The organism is Flavobacterium jumunjinense, assembly GCF_021650975.2.
GTDB lineage: Bacteria > Bacteroidota > Bacteroidia > Flavobacteriales > Flavobacteriaceae > Flavobacterium > Flavobacterium jumunjinense.
Window position 1 is genome coordinate 4,606,755 of sequence record NZ_CP091285.1, and the last position, 21,350, is coordinate 4,628,104.

Sequence of the window (21,350 nt, forward strand, 5' to 3'; positions counted from 1 at the left end):
CAAATCTACAAATTCTAAAATCTTTCTCTAGAAAGGAGGTGTTCCAGCCGCACCTTCCGGTACGGCTACCTTGTTACGACTTAGCCCTAGTTACCAGTTTTACCCTAGGCAGCTCCTTGCGGTCACCGACTTCAGGTACCCCCAGCTTCCATGGCTTGACGGGCGGTGTGTACAAGGCCCGGGAACGTATTCACCGGATCATGGCTGATATCCGATTACTAGCGATTCCAGCTTCACGGAGTCGAGTTGCAGACTCCGATCCGAACTGAGACCGGTTTTGAAGATTCGCATCTAGTCGCCTAGTAGCTGCTCTCTGTACCGGCCATTGTAGCACGTGTGTGGCCCAGGACGTAAGGGCCGTGATGATTTGACGTCATCCCCACCTTCCTCGCGGTTTGCACCGGCAGTCTCGTTAGAGTTCCCGACATCACTCGCTGGCAACTAACGACAGGGGTTGCGCTCGTTATAGGACTTAACCTGACACCTCACGGCACGAGCTGACGACAACCATGCAGCACCTTGAAAGACGTCCGAAGAAAAAACTGTTTCCAGTCCTGTCGTCTCCCATTTAAGCCCTGGTAAGGTTCCTCGCGTATCATCGAATTAAACCACATGCTCCACCGCTTGTGCGGGCCCCCGTCAATTCCTTTGAGTTTCACACTTGCGTGCGTACTCCCCAGGTGGGATACTTATCACTTTCGCTTAGCCACTCAGTCCGAAAACCGAACAGCTAGTATCCATCGTTTACGGCGTGGACTACCAGGGTATCTAATCCTGTTCGCTACCCACGCTTTCGTCCATCAGCGTCAATCCATTAGTAGTAACCTGCCTTCGCAATTGGTATTCCATGTAATATCTAAGCATTTCACCGCTACACTACATATTCTAGTTACTTCCTAAAAATTCAAGCCCTACAGTATCAATGGCAGTTTCCTAGTTGAGCTAGGAGATTTCACCACTGACTTATAAGGCCGCCTACGGACCCTTTAAACCCAATGATTCCGGATAACGCTTGGATCCTCCGTATTACCGCGGCTGCTGGCACGGAGTTAGCCGATCCTTATTCCTACAGTACCGTCAAGCTGCTACACGTAGCAGTGTTTCTTCCTGTATAAAAGCAGTTTACAACCCATAGGGCAGTCATCCTGCACGCGGCATGGCTGGATCAGGCTTGCGCCCATTGTCCAATATTCCTCACTGCTGCCTCCCGTAGGAGTCTGGTCCGTGTCTCAGTACCAGTGTGGGGGATCTCCCTCTCAGGACCCCTACCCATCATTGTCTTGGTAAGCCGTTACCTTACCAACTAACTAATGGGACGCATGCTCATCTTGTACCGTTGGAACTTTAGTTATCAAATGATGCCATTCAATAACACTATGAGGTATTAATCCAAATTTCTCTGGGCTATCCCTCTGTACAAGGCAGATTGCATACGCGTTACGCACCCGTGCGCCGGTCTCTAGTTCCGAAGAACTATACCCCTCGACTTGCATGTGTTAGGCCTGCCGCTAGCGTTCATCCTGAGCCAGGATCAAACTCTTCATCGTATATTTTTTATATTGTACGATTCTAGCTTTTGTATTTAATTCGCCTTTACTCTCTTATTTTATAATTTAAATCACTTTAAATTATGCTGTCAATTCAATATGTCTATGAACGTGTCATTCTTGTTTTATAACCTTCACTTTCTTTAACCCCCTAAAACTCTATATCTCAAAAGCTTTTCAGTATCTCAGTTAGCGAGTGCAAAACTACAACCTTCTTTTTAATCTCGCAAGCTTTATTTGATAAAAAAAATTATTTTTTTTTTATCAAATAAAGCTTACTCAATATATAAATGAACTTCGCTTGTTTCGCGGGGTGCAAAGATAATTAGTTTTTTATTTCTGACAAGCTTTTTTGAAAAAAAATTACTCTTTTTTTAAGCCTCAACTTTACGTTGTAATCATCAATATATATCTAAGAACTTCTGCGGTTATGCGGGTGCAAAAGTAGCCACTTTTTGCGAGTTTCCTAATCTTTTCTTAACTATTTTTTAATATAATTTCAGCTGTTCTGAAAATCAAATACTTACACAACAAACTTTTTTCTTCTTATCAAATACTAATCTTCTTTTATAGCAACGATAGAAGCTAGCTACCACGTAGCGCGAATAGCGGGACGAAAAGTGTTTCTAATCTTTTACTTCTGCTCCTTATATATATACTACATTTTTTTACTCCTTTATATAGATTAATTTAAAGAATACTCATTAATAAAATCTATTATTTGATTATCTAGCTCTTTAGATTTTAGATTATGACCTAATCCTTCTGTCATTATTAAGGTATTATTTTTAATTAATTTGGATAATTGCTCTGTATAATTTGGATTAGTATCCTTATCGTATTTATCATGAATTAACAAAACAGGTATATCAATTTCTTTAGCAAACCTCTTAGCTGAAAAAAATGATGGTTGATTTCCTAATTTATTTTCAAACTGTTCTATTATTAAACGTATTGATTTCTTACTCAAAGACAACAACTCTTTGTAAAAAACAAAAAAATCATCTGCTTCTCCAGGCGCACCCATAACCACAGCTTTTTTTATACCAGAAGTTTTATTATCATAAAGCATATACTGAAGCGCAAAACCTCCCACAGAATGAGCAATTGCATAATCTATTTTTTCAACATTTTTCAAGAATACCTCTAAACAGTTCTTGTAAATTAAAAGGTTCAACAACTTTCCTTCTGATAATCCGTGACCTGGAGCATCAAAAGCATAAACCGTAAAATCATCTTGGATTAGCTTCTCTATTATTTTCCTCCACCTGAATGTATTACTTGCCCACCCATGCATTAATATTACTTTTTTCGAACCATTCCCCCATTTATATGCTTGCATTTTTTTTTCTTCAAAATTAAAATTAAACATTTCTGCTGTTTGAAGAAACGCCAAGTGATGTGGTTGCACTTTTTTACTTAATGGATTGCAGAATAACTCATATCCTTTACGCTTTAGCAGCCCTGGATTTACATAGGCCAATGTATTTAGATAAAACCCTGTTGATTTAATTATTATTTTCTTCATTTCTTATCCTTTTAATGATACCGATTGGTATCTTTTTATTTAAAAAAAACCTACTTTCTATATGATTCTATATAATTTTTAAGATGTTTTGTTACCAGTCTTAAATCTGTATTTGTGTTACTTAGCTTACTCATCATTATCGCACCTTCTAAACTTGCAATAATTACCGTTGAAAATGCTTCAACATCTAAGTCTGATTTTAGTTGATTATACTTTATTCCATTTAACAATAACTTATTGATTGAAATTTTAATAGCATTTAAGAAAGTTTTTGCTTTAAATTTTAAAATCGTTTCTGTTTCATCAACTTCTATAGCTGCATTAAGCAAAGGACAACCTCCTTTAATTATTGGCTCATTTGTATAGGAACAGAAGAAATCAAAAAGCGCGTTCAATTTATCAAAAACATTATTCTCTTTTTTTATACTCTCACTCAATGTTTTTAAAACCAATTTTGACATATATTCCAAAGATTCAATTTCTAACGCTTCTTTATTTTCGAAATGTCTATAAATCGCTCCTTTTGTATAACCACTTGCTTCAGTTATCTCACTTAAAGACGTACTTTTATAACCTTGCGTATTAAACAAGTTACTTGATTCTATTATAATTCGGCTTTTTGTAAAATCTGATTTTCTCACTTAACAAAGATACCAATTGGTATCTAAAAAACAATTATTTAAACTGAAAAATTATTCTAAACAAAAAAAAACTCTGAGTTTCCTCAGAGTTTTTCTTATTATATAAATCAAAAATTATTTGATAATTTCTATTTTTTGCGCTTCTTCATTGTTTACACTATCAAAGAAACCTTGATCTCTCATCCACTCATCACTAAAAACTTTACTCATATAACGAGAACCATGATCTGGAAAAATTACAACAACATTACTTTCTGCTGTAAATTCTCCTTCTTCGCCAAATTGTTTAATAGCTTGCATTGCAGCTCCAGATGTATAACCAACAAACAACCCTTCTTTTCTTACTATTTCTCTAGCTGTATGAGCGCTATCTTCATCTGAAACCTTCATAAAAGTATCAATCATATCAAAATCTGTAGCTGTAGGAATTAAATTCTTCCCTAAACCTTCAATTCTATATGGATAAATTTCTTTACTATCAAATTCATTAGTCTCATGATATTTTTTCAAAACCGAACCAAAAGCATCTACTCCAAGTATTTTAATATTCGGATTTTTCTCTTTTAAAAAACGAGCTGTACCCGAAATAGTCCCACCAGTTCCACTACAAGCAACTAAATGCGTAATTCTCCCTTTTGTTTGTTCCCAAATTTCTGGACCAGTTGTTTTATAATGAGCATCTATATTTAAATCATTGAAATATTGGTTTATATATATAGATCCTTTTGTCTCTTCATGCAAACGCTTAGCTACATTATAGTATGAACGCTCATCATCCGCAGACACATGTGCAGGACAAACATATACTTTTGCACCCATAGCACGCAACATATCTATTTTATCTTTTGATGACTTAGAACTCACAGCTAGAATACAATCATACCCTTTAATAATACTAACCATAGCTAAACTAAAACCCGTATTACCAGATGTTGTTTCTATTATAGTATCACCAGGACTTAGAATCCCTCTTCGCTCTGCCTCATTGATTATATATAGTGCAATTCTATCTTTTGTAGAGTGCCCTGGATTAAAAGCTTCTACTTTAGCATAAAAATTACCTTCTATATTTTCGGTTACTCTATTTAATTTAATTAGAGGTGTATTACCAATTAATTCTAAAATATTATTGTAGGCATTTATTTCTTCTTTCATAAAAACTATATTAGTGGGGAGTGATGTCTCTTTTTTTTAAGCCCCAAAACCTTGCAAATTTAACAAAAAAATTTAACTACTGCTTAATTTTCTCTAAATCTAACAAAAAACTAAATTCTTTAGCCAGATCTTTCAGTGCTTCAAAACGTCCTGAAGCACCACCATGACCCGCATCCATATTAGTATGCATGAATAATAATTTATCATTATTTTTTAATGCTCTTATCTTAGCAACCCACTTTGCAGGCTCCCAATATTGTACTTGTGAGTCATGAAGACCAGTAGAAACATACATATTTGGATAAGATTGAACTTTTACATTATCATAAGGTGAATAAGATTTCATGTAATCATAGTATTCTTTTTCGTTCGGATTACCCCATTCATCATATTCTCCTGTAGTTAACGGTATCGTATCGTCCAACATTGTTGTTACAACATCTACGAAAGGCACTTGTGCAATTACGCCATTATACAATTCTGGAGCCATATTTACAATTGCGCCCATCAATAAACCACCAGCTGAACCACCTTCTGCGTATAAATGCTCTGGAGATGTGTATTTTTGTGCAATTACATACTTTGAGCAATCAATAAAGTCTGTAAAAGTATTTTTCTTTTTTAACAACTTACCATCTTCATACCATTGTCTTCCTAAGTCTTCTCCTCCTCTAATATGCGCAATTGCATAAACAAATCCTCTATCTAAAAGACTTAAACGGGTAGTTGAAAAATAAGGATCCATTGAAGCACCATATGATCCATAAGCATATAATAAAAATGGATTTGAACCATCTTTCTTTAATCCTTTTCTATAAACCATAGAAATTGGCACTTTTGTTCCATCTGTTGCAGTTGCCCAAATTCTTTCTTCAACGTAATTATTCTTATCAAACTTACCTCCTAAAACTTCCTGTTGCTTTAAAACAACTTTTGCTTTAGTTTTCATATTAAAATCAATAACCGAAGATGGTGTTATTAATGATTGATAAGCATAACGCAATATTTCAGTATCAAAATCTGGATTGGTAGTTGTATAAGCTGTATATGTCTCACTTTCAAAAGGTAAATAATAAGCTCCTTCACCGCTCCAAGGCCTAATTTGAATTTTATTTAATCCATTTGAACGTTCTTCAACTACTAAAAAATCTTTAAATATATCTACACCTTCCAACAAGACATCATCTCTATGAGGAATAACTTCTATCCAATTTTCTTTAGATGTAGCTTTCTCATTTGTTTTCATTAATTTAAAGTTAGTCGCTTTATCCTTATTTGTCACTATATAAAAATTATCTCCAAAATGAGAAATACTATACTCTAAACCTCTAGTTCTTTTTTGAAACAGTCTAAATTCTCCATTAGGATTATTTGCTTCTAAAAATTGATATTCTGTTGTTAGTGTACTTGAAGAACCAATTACAATATATTTTTTTGATTTATCTTTATAAACAAAAGTAGCGAATGTATCATCTTTTTCATGATAAACTAATTCATCTTTCTTAACATCTGATTTCAGAACATGCTTATAAATCATGTCTGAACGTAATGTTTTTGGATCTTTTTTAGTATAGAATACTGTTTTATTATCACTAGCCCATGTTGTACCACCGGTAGTGTTTTCAATTTCTTCAGGCAAAATATCACCTGTGATTAAATTTTTAACTCTAATTGTATATTGCCTTCTTGAAACTAAATCTACTCCAAAAGTCGCCCATTGATTATCTTCACTAACACTTAGTCCATTTAAACTAAAATAAGCTTGCCCTTTCGCTAATTCGTTACAATCGAACATAATTTCTTCTTTCGCTTCTAGACTTCCTTTTTTACGAGAGTATATTGGATAATCTTTTCCTGTTTCAAAACGAGTTATATAATAATAACCATTATAAAAATAAGGAACTGAAGTATCATCTTCTTTAATTCGGGCTTTCATTTCTTTAAACAAATCACCCTGCAATTCTTTTGTATGCGCAGTCATTTTTTCATAATAATCATTCTCTTTATTCAAATAATCTATTACTTCTTTATTTTCTCTGTCATTTAACCAAAAGTAATTGTCTGTACGAATATCTCCGTGTTTTTCTAAATTATGAGGAACTATCTTAGCAATAGGTGGTTGAACATCTGATTTCATTTCTTCTTTTTTATCTTTACATGAAGTGACAAATGTAAGAGAAATGAAAACAAAGTATGGAATTTTTTTCATGAAATTATACATTTAAAGTTAACAGCTAATTTACTATTTTTGCAACAATAAAAAAATTAAAATCTATGTTTGGAGATATAATGGGTATGATGGGTAAAATAAAAGAAACCCAAGAAAAAGTAGAAGCAACTAAGAAAAGACTTGATACTGTTCTTATAGATGAGAAAAGCAGTGATGGTTTATTAGAAGTTACTTTAACAGCGAATCGAAAAATTAAATCTATAACTGTGAGTGATGATCTACTACAAGACAAGGAAATGCTTGAAGATTATTTAGTAACTATTTTAAACAAGGCAATAGAAAAAGCAACAAACGTAAATGATGCTGAATTAGGTGCCGTTGCAAAAGAAGGCATGCCAAACATTCCTGGAATGGATATGTTTAAATAATTTAAAAAAGGATAGCATTATCATTTTGCTATCCTTTTTTTTATTTCTTAACTAAGTACTTTACTACCGCTTCTGCTGCATGCAGACCAAACAAGGCTGGCATCCAACTATTTGTTCCATAAAATGATTTTTTATAGTTTTTACCATCAGTAAGTTTTAAACTTTCAGGATCAGGAATTTCAATAGAGTATACCGCTTTCACTCCTTTATTTATTCCTTCTGACTTCAAACGCTTGCGTATATTTTTAGCAAGCGGACAATATTCTGTTTTACTTATATCTCGAACACGTACTTTACTAGATTCGCATTTTCCACCTGCCCCCATATTACTTATTACTTTAACTTTTTTTCGCTTTGCAGCAAGTATAAGGTTTAATTTTGGTGTAACACTATCAATACAATCTAACACATAGTCAAATTCTGAAGTAACAATTTCAAATGCTCTTTCGGGAGACAAAAATTCTTCTATTCTTGTCAATTTTAATTCTGGATTAATATCTAACAATCGATCACCAACAATTTTAACTTTCGGCTGATCTATTGTAGAGTGTAATGCTGGTAATTGTCTATTGATATTTGTTATATCTACTATATCACCATCTACAATTGTCATACTACCAATTCCTGCTCTTACTAAAAATTCAGCAGCAAAACTACCTACTCCACCTAGACCAACAACCAACACATTTGCATTGGCCAACTTATTCATTCCTTCTTCTTTAAATAATAATTCTGCTCTTTCTTGCCACTTTGCCATTCTATTTTACTTAAAATTTATTGTTTAAATACTGAGCTAAAGTTATTAGCTACATTTTTTTTTAATTCCTCTATATGTATATTCTTTATAATACTCGCTCTCTCATAAACTTCGATTATACCTTCTTCAATTGTGTCTGTTTCTAAGAAAAACCTATCATTAGGAATATTTTTAAAAACTAACGCCAATTCGGGGTTACGCAACAAATATTTACCAAATGACAGATAAAACCCGTTATCTAAAAGTGATTTTGCAACTTGACTGTTTTTAGAAAAGCCATGAATTATCATTGGATTTTTAATCTGCATTTCTTTTTTTATCGCAATCATTTCTTGAAAAGCTGACACACAATGTATTATTACTGGCTTAGACGTTTTTTTTACCAATTCGATTTGCGATTTAAAAACTTGCACTTGCTTATCCAATGGTATTTCTATTCGTTTATCCAATCCACATTCACCTAGAGCCAAGCATTCAGTTAAATTCAATTTCACTTCAATACATTTTAAATCAGAAATTAACCTATCTTCATCGATATACCACGGATGAACACCAATAGAATATTTAGCTATTTCATCATCAAATTCCCAAGGATATTGATTCACTACTTCTAAAACCAAATCATCATTAGAATCTGAATGTGTATGTAAGTTAATAAAGCGCATTAATCATGAAATTTTTTAACACCAGCTTCTATTGCAATATTCAAATCGTTTTCCAAAGGAACAATTGGACAAGAATATTTATAATTATAAGCACAGTAAGGATTATAGGCTTTATTAAAATTAATAATTACCTTATCTGAATCAGGAATACGCATATCTATATAACGACCACCAATATAACTATCTTTTCCACTTGTTAAATCTGAAAAAGGAAGAAACAGATAATCCTTAAAGCCAGGTCGTCTTGATAGTTCTATATTTTGATACACATTTAAAACAAATTTATCACCTTCTATTTCAAAATGAAACTCACCATATTTCTTATACATTGGCGTTCTATCTGTTGATGTTTTCATTTTAAATGCTTTTTGCTTTTTAGCTAAAACAAATTTAGCTTCTACAATGAACTTTTTGTTAATTGGATAAAAATCTAAGGTTTCGAAAAGAATCCTATCTTCATTTGTTAATGGACTTTTCAATGAATCCGAAAACTCTTCATTCATTTGCCTCTGAAACTCATAGACATCATTCACATCATTATTCTGAGCAAAAGAAGATTTCAAAAACAATAATGCAATGATATATTTACACATAACTCTTTTTTTTACAAAAATATATATTTTCTAATTGTTGACTACAAAAAAAGGAGTACTTTCTAAGAATAAGTATAAAAAAAAGAACACTTACCAAAGTGTTCTCTATATATTTAATTGTGAAAACAACTTATTTATAAGATGTTACTACTTTTACCTCTTTATTATTAATCCAACTTGACATTAACTCTTTATTCGATGATATTGGCACTAAATAAAAATTACTAAACATTTGCAATACTTGAGATTCTTCTATTAGCTCTTTTTCAACAAAACCAGAAAAGTAATTTGAATGAATTATATAAATTTTATTTGCATTTCGGTAAATAAAACCCACATGATTTCTATTAATTCCTATAAAATAAACCCCATCACTTATAGCTTCATAAAACTCATCTTTAACATCAAAAAAACTAGCTCCTTTAATATTTATTACCTCATTTGAGAGTGACAAACTATACGCTTCATTAATAGGTAGCTGTTGTGCTAACATATATCGATTAACATTAATTCCAATATGTTTTAAAGTAGTTGAAACGAAATAACCACATGCAATTTCTCCTTGATTTGGCACATTCGAATATCCTTCAAAAGACCATTTAGTACCATACCAAAAGGGAAATATTTTGTTAACTAAATTATTTTCAAAAGCAATCGAAATTGCAGCAAAATCTGCTTTATCCGTTAATAGTTTAAGTTTTTCATTCCTTATTGCTGTTTTCACTTCATTATAATTCTCTAACAAAAAGCAATTATCGTTTTTTCCATTCGAATTAAGAGAAATCCAACTCATAAAAAAGAAGAACAAACTGAAAAACTTCATCTCAAATTTACATTACTAATTATTTAAAGAAAGAATCTACAAATTCATATTTGTTAAAAACTTGCAAATCATCAATTCCTTCACCAACTCCAATATATTTTACAGGAATTTTAAATTGATCTGAAATACCAATTACAACTCCTCCTTTTGCGGTTCCATCTAATTTAGTTACTGCTAAACTTGTAACTTCTGTAGCAACTGTAAATTGTTTTGCTTGTTCGAACGCATTTTGTCCTGTAGAACCATCTAAAACAAGCATTACATCATGAGGTGCTTCTCCTACTACTTTTTGCATTACACGCTTCACCTTAGAAAGTTCGTTCATTAAATTCACTTTATTATGCAAACGTCCAGCGGTATCAATAATAACCACATCTGCATCTTGAGAAACAGCAGACTGTAAGGTGTCGAATGCAACAGAAGCAGGATCACTACCCATTTGCTGACGAACGATTGGCACACCTACTCTATCTGCCCAGATTTGTAATTGATCTATAGCAGCAGCTCTAAAAGTATCTCCAGCCCCTAAAACAACTTTATAGCCTGCTTTTTTAAATTGGTTAGCTAGTTTTCCTATAGTTGTTGTTTTACCAACACCATTAACACCCACAACCATTATTACATATGGTTTTTTCCCTGAAGGAATAGAAAAATCTGTGTCATTTCCAGTATTATTTTCTGAAAGCAAGCTTGCTATTTCTTCCCTAAGAATTTGATTTAACTCTTCGGTTCCTAAATATTTATCAGAAGCTACTCTTTTCTCTATTCGCTCAATAATTTTTAATGTTGTATTTACTCCAACATCAGAAGAAACTAAAATTTCTTCAAGACTATCTAAAACTTCATCATCAACAGTCGATTTTCCGGCAACAGCTTTAGTTAATTTTGAAAAAAAAGTAGTTTTAGATTTCTCTAAACCTTTATCTAAAGTCTCCTTTTTTTCTGAAGAGAAAATTTTTCTAAAAAAATTCATTTTTATAATACTTAATATTTAGTAACAAATGTAAAAATAAAAAAGCTACTTTCAAACGAAAGTAGCTTTTCTATGTATATTAAAAAAAAGAATTATTTCTTTTTTAAGAATTCATCAACTAATTCTGGAGCCATTACAGATTCAACGAATGTGTATGCACCTGATTTTGGAGATTTAACCATTTTAATAGCTTTAGTTAATCTCTTAGAAGCTGTTTGTAAAGTTGCTACGGTTTTCTTTGCCATGACTTATATTATTTAATTTCTTTATGAACAGTTACTTTCTTTAAGATTGGATTAAATTTCTTAATCTCTAATCTATCTGGAGTATTTTTTTTATTCTTAGTAGTTATGTAACGAGAAGTTCCCGCAACACCTGAAGCTTTATGCTCAGTACACTCTAAAATTACCTGGATTCTATTTCCTTTCTTTGCCATCTTGATATATTATTATGATTTAAGGATTATTTTACAAATCCATTTGCCTTTGCTTGTTTTAAGACAGCAGCAATACCTTTTTTATTTATTGTCTTTAACGCAGATGTAGATACTTTTAAAGTTACCCATCTGTCTTCTTCCGCAATATAAAAACGCTTTTTAAACAAATTAACAGAGAATTTTCTCTTAGTTTTATTCATAGCGTGAGAAACATTGTTCCCAACCATTGCTCTTTTACCTGTAAGTTCACAAACTCTTGACATTATTTATAATCTTTTTTTCGTTATTCAAAATCAGGGTGCAAAGAAACAAAATCGAAATGAAATATACAACTTTGTTCTACTCTTTTTTTAAAATTTCTTTATATAAAATTTCAAAACCCTTATTCACCGCTCTACCAGTGACTTTTTCTCTAGGCTGTCCAAAATTAAATTCTTCTGAGAACACCCCATTTGGTGTTGCAAATGCAATAAAAACTGTACCCACTTCCACATCGGAGTCTCCTTTTTCTGGCCCAGCATTTCCCGTTGTCGCAATTGCATAATCTGATTTAAAAATCTTTTTTGCTTGCGTCGCCATAGACTCAGCTACTTGTTTGCTAACTACTGAATGCATACTAATTAAATCTTCTGAAACTCCAAGAACATTAATTTTAGATTCTGTCGCATAACACACAACACCTCCTTTAAAAAAAACAGATGCGCCAGGAATTGCAGTTAATAATTGTGCGATTCTCCCTCCTGTACAACTTTCCGCTACTGCTAATGTTCTATTTTCTTTTCTAAGAAGATCACTAACTACATTCTCAATAGGTTGATCATTCTCAGTCCCAATAATTATTTCTCCAATAATTTCATGCAGTTTTTGAACTTGAAAATCAATTTCTTCATTCAAAACCTTTTCATCAAATCCTTTAGAAGACAACCTCAACCTTACTTTTCCTGGAGAAGGTAAGTAGGCTAATTTTATATGCTCTGGCAAATTATCTTCCCAATCTTCAATTTGTTCTGCTATTAAACTTTCCCCTCTTCCATATGTCATAATTGTTTTATGAACAATTGAAGCTCTATTATACTCTGAAATTAACTTAGGAACAATTACTTCGTCAACCAGGTATTTCATTTCGTATGGAACACCTGGCAAAGAAACATACACTGTATTTTCTTTTTTAATCCACATTCCTGGAGCTGTACCAACTTTATTAAAAAGCACAGTTGCTTTTGAAGGCACCAAGGCTTGATCTCTGTTTATCTGAGTAATTGGTCGCTTATAAAACCCTTCTATTATCTCTTTAACATGAAGCAAAACACTATCATTCTCTACAAGTTCATCTTCAAAATATTTGCAAAAAGTTTTTTTTGTAATATCGTCTTTCGTAGGGCCTAGTCCGCCAGTAATAATTACTAAATCGACTTTATTCTGTAGCTGCTTTAATGTATTTAAAATATGCTGCTTCTCATCAGATATTGAAAGCATTTCATTTATCGAAACACCTATCTTATCTAATGCTTTGGCAATATATGATGAATTTGTATCTATAATTTGACCTATCAGAATTTCATCTCCAATAGTTATAATTGAGGCATTCATAAATTTTAGATTTAAATTTTAAAGTCTTTCTTCAATTCTTTAATAGCCAAATCGACTCTTTCTTTTAGTGATTTATAAACCTCTTTAATTTCTTTCTTTTTGCCTTCCGACTTAGCCCATGTCATTATTTGAAGGTTTTCTTCATATGCTAAATCCATTCCCAATAAATCCAATGATGGTTTTATTTTATGAGCAGCAGCATAAGCTCTTGAAAAATCTTTTTCTTCAATCCCAACTTTTATAGATTTTATTTCTGCTGGAACTTCTAAAAGAAAAAGATTTACAATTTGAAGCGCGAAATCGATATCATTTTCTGAAATCTCATACACTTTAGATAAATTGTATTGCAATGCCATAAATTTTTTATTTAACTTGAATTTTGAACATTTGATTGTTTTCTATATACCCTTCCAGAACATCTCCATCTTTAACAGCGGCAACCCCTTTTGGAGTTCCTGTAAAAATAATATCCCCTTTTTTAAGTGTGAAAAATCGTGAAATGTAGGCTATAATTTCATCAATTTTCCAGAGCATTAAAGAAGTATTTCCTGCTTGAACAACAGTACCATTGCTCCTTAACTCAAAGTTAACATTTTCTAATGACTCGAACGATTTTTTCGGTAAAAAGCTACCAATAATCGCTGAATGGTCAAAAGCCTTTGCTTTTTCCCAAGGCAAGCCTTTGCTTTTTAGTTCATTTTGCAAATCTCTTGCCGTAAAATCTATTCCTAAACCGATTTCTTCATAATATTTATGAGCAAATTTCTCATTAATATATCGACCAACCTTACATATTTTAACCAATATTTCCACTTCATGATGCACATCATTACTAAATTCTGGAATATAAAATGGATTTTTTTTAGGCAAAACAGCTGTGTCAGGTTTTAAAAAAATAACGGGTTCGCTAGGCCTTTCATTATTTAATTCTGAAATATGGTCGGTATAATTTCGACCAATACAAATAATTTTCATTCTTATTTTATTGCAAAAGTTATTAAACGTAAAGTGGTTAAAGCTTAGTATTTAATTTTCTCAATTTAATTGCGGTTAAAACCTTTTTGGTATATAGTGGAAAATCTGCATTTTGCAACCAACTATAATAACCTGGTTCTTTTTCTAGTACTTCTTCAACAAGAACTCCTTTATGCTTCCCAAAAGAAAAGATCTCTTTTTCTTCTTTATTTAAAGCTATAAATCCTGCAAAATCAACCGATTTTTTTCGTGTTGTAAATTCAGACAACGTTTTCATATCGTTTTCTAAATCATCATACCTATCTAACTGTGCTTTCAAAATTTCATAGGTTGCCATTGTATCCGCTTCTGCACTATGTGCATTTTCAAGACTTTGGTTGCAATAAAATTTATAAGCAGCACTAAGTGTTCTTTCTTCTTTTTTATGAAAAATAGTTTGCACATCTACAGAAACGCTATTCTTCATGTCAAAATCGACACCAGCTCTAAGCATTTCTTCAGCAAGCAAAGGAATATCAAAACGATCAGAATTAAAACCTGCCAAATCAGAATCTTTAATCATATTAAACACATGAGAAGCTAATTCTTTAAATGTTGGTTCATTCGCAACTTTTTCATCTGTGATTCCATGAACTGCAGTTGTTTGTGCTGGAATTGGAATTGTTGGATTTACCAACCATGTTTTACTTTCTTTATTTCCATTTGGAAACACTTTAAAAATAGAAATTTCTACAATTCTATCTCTTGCAACATCAATTCCTGTAGTTTCAAGATCAAAAAAACAAATCGGTCTATTCAGTTTTAATTCCATTTATATTTTTATTTTTAAGAAGATAAAATAGTATAACTTCTGCTATTATTAAATTAAAAGTCCATCCTAGCCAAGAAACAATTCTATATGTATCCATTGGCGGTGTTTGAAGCAAAAATACAATAATGAATTTAAACAATCTAAGAGAAACAGCAGATAATGTTAATGCGAAACTTCTTATTGCAAATTCTCTGTGTTTTTTAAAATTTTGTTTTCTTATGTAATAATAACTCAAGCAAGTAAAAACCAACCAAAGTATAGAAAGCAAAACAAAAGCTACTTGCGCTACAATTCCTCCGTTTGCGTGATAACTCATTACTAAACCAGATGGCCCAGAAACAAATAGAATTACAAAAACATATAACTTCCCAAGACCTTTATGAAGCCTATTGTATTTCTGACGCATCTTTTTTGAGAACTGTACCCAACCCATTAACATTAAAAAAATACTAGAATACACATGTGTAAAAAAAGCGATTTTATAATGTAACAACTGAATTTCTTCATACTTTATTCTTAAAAAAGCCACATCAAAACGTAGAGGAATGTATTGTATTGTTATCAGCAACAACAAGTATGTAAAATATCCATAAACAACAAGAAGCAAAAACTTCAATACATCTCTAAAAGTTAGATTTTCTTTTACTATTTTTTTCATCGAAAGCTATTAACCTCTTCCAAATTCATCATAATATTCTTCAGCATTTTTTTCATAAACCAATAACAACTTAATATTATTCTTTTCTATCTCCGTCAAATCCTCTTTAATGTTAGTATGCACGGGAATATACCATTCATGTTTATCGAAAAAAGCTCTCAATTGACGATTTTTAAATGAATATCCATGTTTTGCATAAATTGAATTTCTTAAAACATAAATATCTGCTTTGGATAAATTTTCTACTTCTTTTTTAGTTAATAAAGCCGAAGAAGGATTCAAATTAAACACCTTTTCAGTTGTTGCAAAATATTCTTCTTGGAGATAATTTTCAACATGCCCATCATATTCTTCTTGAACCATCTTAGATTTTTTCTTTTCCCAATCCACATAAACATTGGTCAACTTGTTATTCGGATTATAGTTGAATATCTTTTTTGTTAGATCGTATTTTCTTTCATGTGTTTCCACTTTTTTATAAGCCTTCCATTTTCCAGAAACAACACTATCATTTTTTCCAATTTCAAAATTAAACTCCCCGTCATATTTATCATCTCCAAGTTCTTTTACTTCAAAAATATAACTCCCATCTACAAAGTTAATCGATCCCGAGAATGGTCTGTTATTTCCAGCAACAACAGAGTGACCTTCTACCAAATCGCCTGTTATCTTATCTATAGATATCGTAATTTTATTGCTCATATTATAAGCAACATGCTCTCCTGTGTATTTGTTTTTTTTTATAATCATCCTCCAAAGGCTCAAACCAACCTACCCAATATCCTAACAAATCATCCGTAGAGTTAATAATTAAATTTTGATTAAACTCCGATTCATTAATTTCAGAAATCAAATCGTTTTCTGCTGGGTTCTCAATTTCTGGAGCAACATCTTTAACTGTTTCTTTACAACTATAGAAACCCATTCCTATTAGCAACAAAAACAAATATTTCATATGTACTTTCTTTTAATCTATTTATAAAAAAAATGACAGGCTTAGAAAAACCTGTCATAAATATAATTATTTTTTTTTCAATTCTTAAACCTCACGATTAATATCCCAAGCTTCTAAGTATTCGGCAACTCTTTTCACGAAGCTTCCTCCAAGTGCTCCATCTACAACTCTATGGTCATAAGAGTGAGACAAAAACATTTTTTGGCGAATACCAATAAAATCTCCTTCTGGTGTTTCAATAACAGCAGGCACTTTTCTAATTGCACCTAATGCTAAAATACCAACTTGTGGTTGATTAATAATTGGTGTTCCGAAAACAGAACCAAAAGTACCAACATTAGTCACAGTATATGTTCCTCCTTGTGTATCGTCTGGTTTCAACTTTCCGTTTCTTGCTCTGTTCGCTAAATCATTAACCGCTTTAGCCATACCAACTAGATTTAACTGATCTGCATTTTTAATAACAGGTACAATTAAATTTCCGTTAGGTAATGCAGCTGCCATTCCTAAATTGATATTTCTCTTTTTGATAATAAAATCACCATCGATCGAAATATTCATTCCTGGAAAATCTTTTAATGCCTTTGCAACAACTTCCATAAAAATTGGAGTAAAAGTTAATTTTTCTCCTTCTCTCTTTTCAAAAGAACCTTTAATCTTCTCTCTCCATTTAACGATATTCGTTACATCAACCTCTATAAATGATTGTACATGAGCAGAAGTCTGAACAGATTCTACCATATATTTAGAAATCAACTTACGCATTCTATCCATTTCTACAATCTCATCACCACCATTAACAGAAACTGGAATTACTGGTGCAACGGATTGATTTTGAACAACAGGTGTCGTTTTTTGAACAACAGGAGCAGATACGGGCGCAACAGTTGATTCTTTAACCGTAGCAGGTTGCACACTTCTATTTTCTATATATCTTAAAATATCTTCTTTATTAACACGTCCACCTTTACCAGAACCTTCAATATTTTCCAATTCTTGTAGCGATATACCTTCTTCTTTAGCTATATTCTTTACTAAAGGAGAAAAGAACTTGTCTGAACCTGAATAATCTTCAGAAACTGCAACAGTTTCTTTAGCTACTTCAATAGTTTTTTCTACTTCAGCTACTGGAGCAGCAACTTCAACTTGTGTTGCAACTTCTCCTTCACCTTCTGTTTCAATTATGGCAATTGTTTGCCCTACTTGAACAACATCATCGGTATTAAAAAGAATTTCTACAAGTGTTCCTGCAACTTCAGAAGGCACTTCACTATCTACTTTATCAGTAGCAATTTCAAGTACAGCCTCATCCATTTCAATTTTATCTCCAACGTTTTTCAACCAATTGGTTACAGTTGCTTCTGCAACACTCTCACCCATTTTAGGTAATTTCAATTCAAATTTTGCCATATTATTAAACTATCGTTGTGTTTTTGTATTTCATTTGCAAAAATACTAATTTTTATAACTGTTTATAAAGAATATCGTAAATTATTTTAATATAACCACTTCTCCTCTATCATTTGAATTATTACTACCAATTATATAATTTGAATTGCTAATATAATTCTTAAATGTTATTTTCTTTGATTTATTCTCAATCATGAATTCTATTATTTCTTTGTACGAAAACGAATCTGTATCAAAAACAATCTCAATATTTTTATTATTATCCCTTTTAAACCTTTCAAAGCTAGCTATAACTTTGATAGGCTTAGGCAAATTTAATAAAGTTTTCGATTTAGAAAAAAAGATATATTCATCTATTTGTTTTATTTTATTTTTTTGTTGATTTTTCTTCATCAAACTAAACGCGAAACTTCCAATTTTCATCATTAGATCAAAAATAAAAGATTTCTTAAAATGTTTTCCATAAAAGAATTGCATTGCTTCTTGAAAACGCTTCATGTAAGTTCCATCTCGAACTGTACTTTCTCCTTTATAATGAATTACGTTTGTTTCGTGATAGTAATAATTTGTTTTCCCTAGATTCTTAATCATATAACTTAAATCTATATCATCGGAATACATAAAACAATCCTCATCAAATCCCCCTACATTTAGATACAAATCTCTCTTCATCACCATAAAAGCACCTACTAAAATATCGACTTCGCCAGATTCATTTTCATGTATATGTTGCGCATAATACCTATTAAAAAAAAATGAATTTGGAAAAACCTTATACAATCCGAATATCTTAGTAAACGCAACCCATGGAGTTGGCACTCCTCTTTTACATTCTGGTAGAAAATTCCCTGTTCCATCAATCAGTTTACAGCCAATAATTCCAATTTTAGAAGAATGTGCTTCATGTGCTGAAATGATTTTAGAGAAAGTATCTTCCGCAACAACAGTATCTGGGTTTAAAATGCAAATATATTCACCTTTAGCTTCTGCTACAGCGATATTATTCCCTTTTGGAAAACCCAAATTTGCTTTATTCTCAATCAATTTCACATTAGGAAACTGTCTCCTCATCATTTCACAACTATCATCTTTCGAATCATTATCTATCACAATAATTTCGCCATCAACACCTTCTAGTGCTTTCTTCACACTTAAAACACACTGCTCTAAGAAATACCGAACATTATAATTGAGAATAATTACTGATAATTGCATGGTGCGAATATAGGAATTCTTGCCTACTTTCAAAAGACCAATATATAATGACAGTAGTAAATTTATTGAAAAATTCTTAATATCTTCGAAGCATTAAACAAAAGCTACATACATAATTAAGAAACACAAAAAATAATCAAATGAAATTTTTTATTAGAACACTCCTTCTTCTGTTATCACTAAGCACGTTTTCTCAAGAAGATATTGCGCAAAATTTTGATAAAAAAGAAATTTACATTACAATGAGAGATGGTGTAAAACTTTTTACAGCCATCTACACTCCTAAAGATATATCTAAGGATAACAAATATCCTTTTTTAATGCAAAGAACTTGCTATAGTATTGCCCCTTATGGTGAAGACAAGTTCCCTAAATCATTAGGACCAAACACTTTTCTATTGAATGATAAATATATTTTTATTTATCAAGATGTTAGAGGACGTTATATGAGTGAAGGAACATTTACAAATATGACACCACAAGCGGAACAAAAAAGTAAAACAAGTGTTGATGAAAGTACAGATACTTATGATACTATTGATTGGCTTATAAAAAACATTAAAAATAACAACGGAAAAATTGGACAGTACGGAACTTCCTATCCTGGTTTTTATACCGCTGTAGGAACTCTTGCAAATCATCCGGCTCTAGTAGCTTCTTCACCACAAGCACCAATTTCTGATTTCTTCTTTGATGATTTTCATCACAATGGTGCTTTCATAATGGGATATTTCAGAACTTTCCCAGTTTTTGGAATACAAAAAGACAAAGCTACTAGCGAACATTGGTACATGAAAGATTTTATAGCTCCAACTTCTAAAGACGGATCTGTCTTTTATAATGAACTAGGAACTATTAAAGAAGCGTCTGACAAATATTATAAAGACAATTTCTTCATGCAAGAAATTATAGAACATCCAAATTATGACAGTTTCTGGCAAAAAAGAAATTTATTACCCCATTTAAAAAACATAAATCACGCAGTAATGACCGTTGGTGGATGGTATGACGCAGAAGATTTAGCTGGACCACTAAATATTTACAAAACAATAGAAAAAACAAGTCCAAAAGCAAAGAACACAATTGTTATGGGACCTTTCTCTCATGGAGCTTGGGCTCGTGAAACTGGAAAACACTATCATAACGATATTTACTTTGGAGACAGTATTGCTACTTTTTATCAAAAGAACATTGAATACAAGTTTTTTAATCATTATTTAAAAGGTGATTCAAAAAATGCAGTTGCTCTACCTGAAGCCTATATGTTTGATACTGGTAAAAAAGAGTGGAATGAATTTTCTAATTGGCCTCCAAAAAAAGCAAGCAAACTTAATTTTTATTTAAGTTCAAACGGAAAATTAGACACTAACAAGTCTAATAAAACTGCTTATAGCGAATATTATAGCGATCCAAACAATCCTGTGCCAAGTAGTGTGAACTATTCAGATTTCAACGGATTCACACCCAGAAACTACATGAGTGAAGACCAACGTTTTGCATTGAGTCGTCCAGATGTAATCACTTTTACTACCGATTATTTAACGGAAGATATCACACTTGCAGGAGAAATCATGGCGAAATTAAAAATCGCTTCTTCTTCTTCAGATGCAGATTTTGTTGTTAAACTAATTGATATTTATCCACAAGATGAACCTCAAAATGAAGACAAACCAAATGTCATTTATGCTAATTATCATCAAATGGTGCGTAGTGAAGTTATGCCTGCTCGTTTTAGAAATAGTTTTGAAAAACCAGAAGCTTTAACACCAAACCAAACAACGGAAGTGAATTTAAAATTGCAAGATGTTTTACATACTTTCAAAAAAGGACACAAAATCCAAATTCAAATTCAAAGTACATGGTATCCTATGATTGCGGTTAACCAACAGAAATTTTTAGAAAATAATTATTTAGCGACTAAAGAAGATTATACTAAAGCCTTTATTAAAATTTTTAATGATAGCTACATTGAAGTAGACATATTGAAATAGAAAAACGAAAGCTGTCTGAAAAGGCAGCT

Annotated in this window: 23 protein-coding genes and 1 rRNA gene; 2 read left to right on the forward strand and 22 right to left on the reverse strand. The window is 31.9% G+C overall.

Features of this window, described 5'->3' with window-relative positions; translation table 11 throughout:
* Positions 1 to 31: 31 nt before the first annotated feature.
* The 5 genes from L2Z92_RS20960 to L2Z92_RS20985 all read right to left on the reverse strand — a co-directional run bounded on the left by L2Z92_RS20960 (position 32) and on the right by L2Z92_RS20985 (position 7,080).
* Positions 32 to 1,547: ribosomal RNA gene (locus tag L2Z92_RS20960) — 16S ribosomal RNA — on the reverse strand.
* Positions 1,548 to 2,232: 685 nt separating this feature from the next.
* Positions 2,233 to 3,075, reverse strand: a complete 843-nt coding sequence (locus L2Z92_RS20965) for an alpha/beta hydrolase (RefSeq protein WP_236456741.1) — start codon at positions 3,073 to 3,075, stop codon at positions 2,233 to 2,235.
* A gap of 50 nt (positions 3,076 to 3,125) precedes the next feature.
* On the reverse strand, positions 3,126 to 3,716 hold the full coding sequence (locus L2Z92_RS20970) for a TetR/AcrR family transcriptional regulator (protein WP_319800387.1): 591 nt from the start codon (positions 3,714 to 3,716) through the stop codon (positions 3,126 to 3,128).
* Between the two features lie 114 nt (positions 3,717 to 3,830).
* Positions 3,831 to 4,871: a PLP-dependent cysteine synthase family protein gene (locus L2Z92_RS20980; RefSeq protein WP_236456743.1), complete on the reverse strand. Its 1,041-nt coding sequence runs from the start codon at positions 4,869 to 4,871 to the stop codon at positions 3,831 to 3,833.
* 76 nt (positions 4,872 to 4,947) lie between these two features.
* On the reverse strand, positions 4,948 to 7,080 hold the full coding sequence (locus L2Z92_RS20985) for a S9 family peptidase (RefSeq protein WP_236456744.1): 2,133 nt from the start codon (positions 7,078 to 7,080) through the stop codon (positions 4,948 to 4,950).
* 65 nt (positions 7,081 to 7,145) lie between these two features.
* Between L2Z92_RS20985 and L2Z92_RS20990 the strand changes: the two genes are divergently transcribed.
* On the forward strand, positions 7,146 to 7,469 hold the full coding sequence (locus L2Z92_RS20990; protein ID WP_236456745.1) for a YbaB/EbfC family nucleoid-associated protein: 324 nt from the start codon (positions 7,146 to 7,148) through the stop codon (positions 7,467 to 7,469).
* A 40-nt stretch (positions 7,470 to 7,509) separates the two neighbouring features.
* On the opposite strand, the gene L2Z92_RS20995 is transcribed toward L2Z92_RS20990, so the two are convergent.
* From L2Z92_RS20995 to L2Z92_RS21075, 17 genes are all read right to left on the reverse strand, one after another.
* Positions 7,510 to 8,226, reverse strand: coding sequence for a tRNA threonylcarbamoyladenosine dehydratase (locus tag L2Z92_RS20995; RefSeq protein WP_236456746.1), 717 nt, complete (start codon positions 8,224 to 8,226; stop codon positions 7,510 to 7,512).
* Between the two features lie 17 nt (positions 8,227 to 8,243).
* Positions 8,244 to 8,891: a TatD family hydrolase gene (locus L2Z92_RS21000; protein ID WP_236456747.1), complete on the reverse strand. Its 648-nt coding sequence runs from the start codon at positions 8,889 to 8,891 to the stop codon at positions 8,244 to 8,246.
* Positions 8,891 to 9,484 carry a DUF1684 domain-containing protein gene (locus L2Z92_RS21005; RefSeq protein WP_236456748.1) on the reverse strand — a complete coding sequence of 198 codons (594 nt, stop codon included), beginning with the start codon at positions 9,482 to 9,484 and terminating at the stop codon, positions 8,891 to 8,893. Before L2Z92_RS21005 ends, L2Z92_RS21000 begins: the two co-directional genes overlap by 1 nt.
* 130 nt (positions 9,485 to 9,614) lie before the next feature.
* Positions 9,615 to 10,277 (reverse strand): hypothetical protein, encoded by a 663-nt coding sequence (locus L2Z92_RS21010; protein WP_265210621.1) that lies wholly within the window; start codon positions 10,275 to 10,277, stop codon positions 9,615 to 9,617.
* A gap of 49 nt (positions 10,278 to 10,326) precedes the next feature.
* Positions 10,327 to 11,280: a signal recognition particle-docking protein FtsY gene (gene ftsY / locus L2Z92_RS21015; RefSeq protein ID WP_236456750.1), complete on the reverse strand. Its 954-nt coding sequence runs from the start codon at positions 11,278 to 11,280 to the stop codon at positions 10,327 to 10,329.
* A 92-nt stretch (positions 11,281 to 11,372) separates the two neighbouring features.
* On the reverse strand, positions 11,373 to 11,525 hold the full coding sequence (locus L2Z92_RS21020) for a DUF4295 domain-containing protein (protein WP_008253891.1): 153 nt from the start codon (positions 11,523 to 11,525) through the stop codon (positions 11,373 to 11,375).
* An 8-nt stretch (positions 11,526 to 11,533) separates the two neighbouring features.
* The gene (gene rpmG, locus L2Z92_RS21025) at positions 11,534 to 11,716 is read right to left on the reverse strand and encodes a 50S ribosomal protein L33 (RefSeq protein WP_026714106.1); all 183 of its coding nucleotides are present in this window, start codon (positions 11,714 to 11,716) and stop codon (positions 11,534 to 11,536) included.
* 26 nt (positions 11,717 to 11,742) lie between these two features.
* Positions 11,743 to 11,979 (reverse strand): 50S ribosomal protein L28, encoded by a 237-nt coding sequence (gene rpmB, locus L2Z92_RS21030; RefSeq protein ID WP_236456751.1) that lies wholly within the window; start codon positions 11,977 to 11,979, stop codon positions 11,743 to 11,745.
* A gap of 76 nt (positions 11,980 to 12,055) precedes the next feature.
* Positions 12,056 to 13,306, reverse strand: coding sequence for a competence/damage-inducible protein A (locus L2Z92_RS21035; protein ID WP_236456752.1), 1,251 nt, complete (start codon positions 13,304 to 13,306; stop codon positions 12,056 to 12,058).
* Between the two features lie 11 nt (positions 13,307 to 13,317).
* A complete protein-coding gene (locus tag L2Z92_RS21040; protein ID WP_236456753.1) occupies positions 13,318 to 13,662 on the reverse strand; it encodes a histidine kinase in 345 nt (114 codons plus the stop codon).
* A 7-nt stretch (positions 13,663 to 13,669) separates the two neighbouring features.
* A complete protein-coding gene (locus L2Z92_RS21045) occupies positions 13,670 to 14,281 on the reverse strand; it encodes a fumarylacetoacetate hydrolase family protein (RefSeq protein WP_236456754.1) in 612 nt (203 codons plus the stop codon).
* Between the two features lie 37 nt (positions 14,282 to 14,318).
* Positions 14,319 to 15,092, reverse strand: coding sequence for a 3'-5' exonuclease (locus L2Z92_RS21050; protein WP_236456755.1), 774 nt, complete (start codon positions 15,090 to 15,092; stop codon positions 14,319 to 14,321).
* Positions 15,073 to 15,750, reverse strand: coding sequence for a DUF2306 domain-containing protein (locus L2Z92_RS21055; protein WP_236456756.1), 678 nt, complete (start codon positions 15,748 to 15,750; stop codon positions 15,073 to 15,075). The genes L2Z92_RS21050 and L2Z92_RS21055 overlap by 20 nt, the downstream gene beginning before the upstream one ends.
* A 9-nt stretch (positions 15,751 to 15,759) precedes the next feature.
* Positions 15,760 to 16,452, reverse strand: a complete 693-nt coding sequence (locus tag L2Z92_RS21060) for a YARHG domain-containing protein (protein ID WP_236456757.1) — start codon at positions 16,450 to 16,452, stop codon at positions 15,760 to 15,762.
* Between the two features lies 1 nt (position 16,453).
* Positions 16,454 to 16,705: a hypothetical protein gene (locus tag L2Z92_RS21065; RefSeq protein WP_236456758.1), complete on the reverse strand. Its 252-nt coding sequence runs from the start codon at positions 16,703 to 16,705 to the stop codon at positions 16,454 to 16,456.
* An 84-nt stretch (positions 16,706 to 16,789) separates the two neighbouring features.
* Positions 16,790 to 18,115: a dihydrolipoamide acetyltransferase family protein gene (locus tag L2Z92_RS21070; RefSeq protein ID WP_236456759.1), complete on the reverse strand. Its 1,326-nt coding sequence runs from the start codon at positions 18,113 to 18,115 to the stop codon at positions 16,790 to 16,792.
* A gap of 81 nt (positions 18,116 to 18,196) precedes the next feature.
* Positions 18,197 to 19,330 carry a glycosyltransferase family 2 protein gene (locus L2Z92_RS21075; protein ID WP_236456760.1) on the reverse strand — a complete coding sequence of 378 codons (1,134 nt, stop codon included), beginning with the start codon at positions 19,328 to 19,330 and terminating at the stop codon, positions 18,197 to 18,199.
* A 140-nt stretch (positions 19,331 to 19,470) separates the two neighbouring features.
* On the opposite strand from L2Z92_RS21075, the gene L2Z92_RS21080 reads away from it, so the two are divergent.
* Positions 19,471 to 21,321 carry a CocE/NonD family hydrolase gene (locus L2Z92_RS21080; RefSeq protein WP_236456761.1) on the forward strand — a complete coding sequence of 617 codons (1,851 nt, stop codon included), beginning with the start codon at positions 19,471 to 19,473 and terminating at the stop codon, positions 21,319 to 21,321.
* The last annotated feature ends 29 nt before the right edge of the window (positions 21,322 to 21,350 follow it).

Excerpts from the sequence above, each read along its gene's own strand:
- L2Z92_RS21075 (WP_236456760.1), bottom strand. The coding sequence starts at position 19,330 with ATGCAATTATCAGTAATTATTCTCAATTATAATGTTCGGTATTTCTTA.
- L2Z92_RS21060 (WP_236456757.1), bottom strand. The coding sequence starts at position 16,452 with ATGAGCAATAAAATTACGATATCTATAGATAAGATAACAGGCGATTTG.
- L2Z92_RS21080 (WP_236456761.1), top strand. The coding sequence starts at position 19,471 with ATGAAATTTTTTATTAGAACACTCCTTCTTCTGTTATCACTAAGCACG.
- L2Z92_RS21035 (WP_236456752.1), bottom strand. The coding sequence starts at position 13,306 with ATGAATGCCTCAATTATAACTATTGGAGATGAAATTCTGATAGGTCAA.
- L2Z92_RS21065 (WP_236456758.1), bottom strand. The coding sequence starts at position 16,705 with ATGAAATATTTGTTTTTGTTGCTAATAGGAATGGGTTTCTATAGTTGT.
- L2Z92_RS21045 (WP_236456754.1), bottom strand. The coding sequence starts at position 14,281 with ATGAAAATTATTTGTATTGGTCGAAATTATACCGACCATATTTCAGAA.
- L2Z92_RS21070 (WP_236456759.1), bottom strand. The coding sequence starts at position 18,115 with ATGGCAAAATTTGAATTGAAATTACCTAAAATGGGTGAGAGTGTTGCA.
- L2Z92_RS20980 (WP_236456743.1), bottom strand. The coding sequence starts at position 4,871 with ATGAAAGAAGAAATAAATGCCTACAATAATATTTTAGAATTAATTGGT.
- L2Z92_RS20965 (WP_236456741.1), bottom strand. The coding sequence starts at position 3,075 with ATGAAGAAAATAATAATTAAATCAACAGGGTTTTATCTAAATACATTG.
- L2Z92_RS21010 (WP_265210621.1), bottom strand. The coding sequence starts at position 10,277 with ATGAGTTGGATTTCTCTTAATTCGAATGGAAAAAACGATAATTGCTTT.
- L2Z92_RS21055 (WP_236456756.1), bottom strand. The coding sequence starts at position 15,750 with ATGAAAAAAATAGTAAAAGAAAATCTAACTTTTAGAGATGTATTGAAG.
- L2Z92_RS20985 (WP_236456744.1), bottom strand. The coding sequence starts at position 7,080 with ATGAAAAAAATTCCATACTTTGTTTTCATTTCTCTTACATTTGTCACT.
- L2Z92_RS20995 (WP_236456746.1), bottom strand. The coding sequence starts at position 8,226 with ATGGCAAAGTGGCAAGAAAGAGCAGAATTATTATTTAAAGAAGAAGGA.
- rpmG (WP_026714106.1), bottom strand. The coding sequence starts at position 11,716 with ATGGCAAAGAAAGGAAATAGAATCCAGGTAATTTTAGAGTGTACTGAG.
- L2Z92_RS21005 (WP_236456748.1), bottom strand. The coding sequence starts at position 9,484 with ATGTGTAAATATATCATTGCATTATTGTTTTTGAAATCTTCTTTTGCT.
- L2Z92_RS21040 (WP_236456753.1), bottom strand. The coding sequence starts at position 13,662 with ATGGCATTGCAATACAATTTATCTAAAGTGTATGAGATTTCAGAAAAT.
- rpmB (WP_236456751.1), bottom strand. The coding sequence starts at position 11,979 with ATGTCAAGAGTTTGTGAACTTACAGGTAAAAGAGCAATGGTTGGGAAC.
- L2Z92_RS21000 (WP_236456747.1), bottom strand. The coding sequence starts at position 8,891 with ATGCGCTTTATTAACTTACATACACATTCAGATTCTAATGATGATTTG.
- L2Z92_RS21020 (WP_008253891.1), bottom strand. The coding sequence starts at position 11,525 with ATGGCAAAGAAAACCGTAGCAACTTTACAAACAGCTTCTAAGAGATTA.
- ftsY (WP_236456750.1), bottom strand. The coding sequence starts at position 11,280 with ATGAATTTTTTTAGAAAAATTTTCTCTTCAGAAAAAAAGGAGACTTTA.
- L2Z92_RS20990 (WP_236456745.1), top strand. The coding sequence starts at position 7,146 with ATGTTTGGAGATATAATGGGTATGATGGGTAAAATAAAAGAAACCCAA.
- L2Z92_RS21050 (WP_236456755.1), bottom strand. The coding sequence starts at position 15,092 with ATGGAATTAAAACTGAATAGACCGATTTGTTTTTTTGATCTTGAAACT.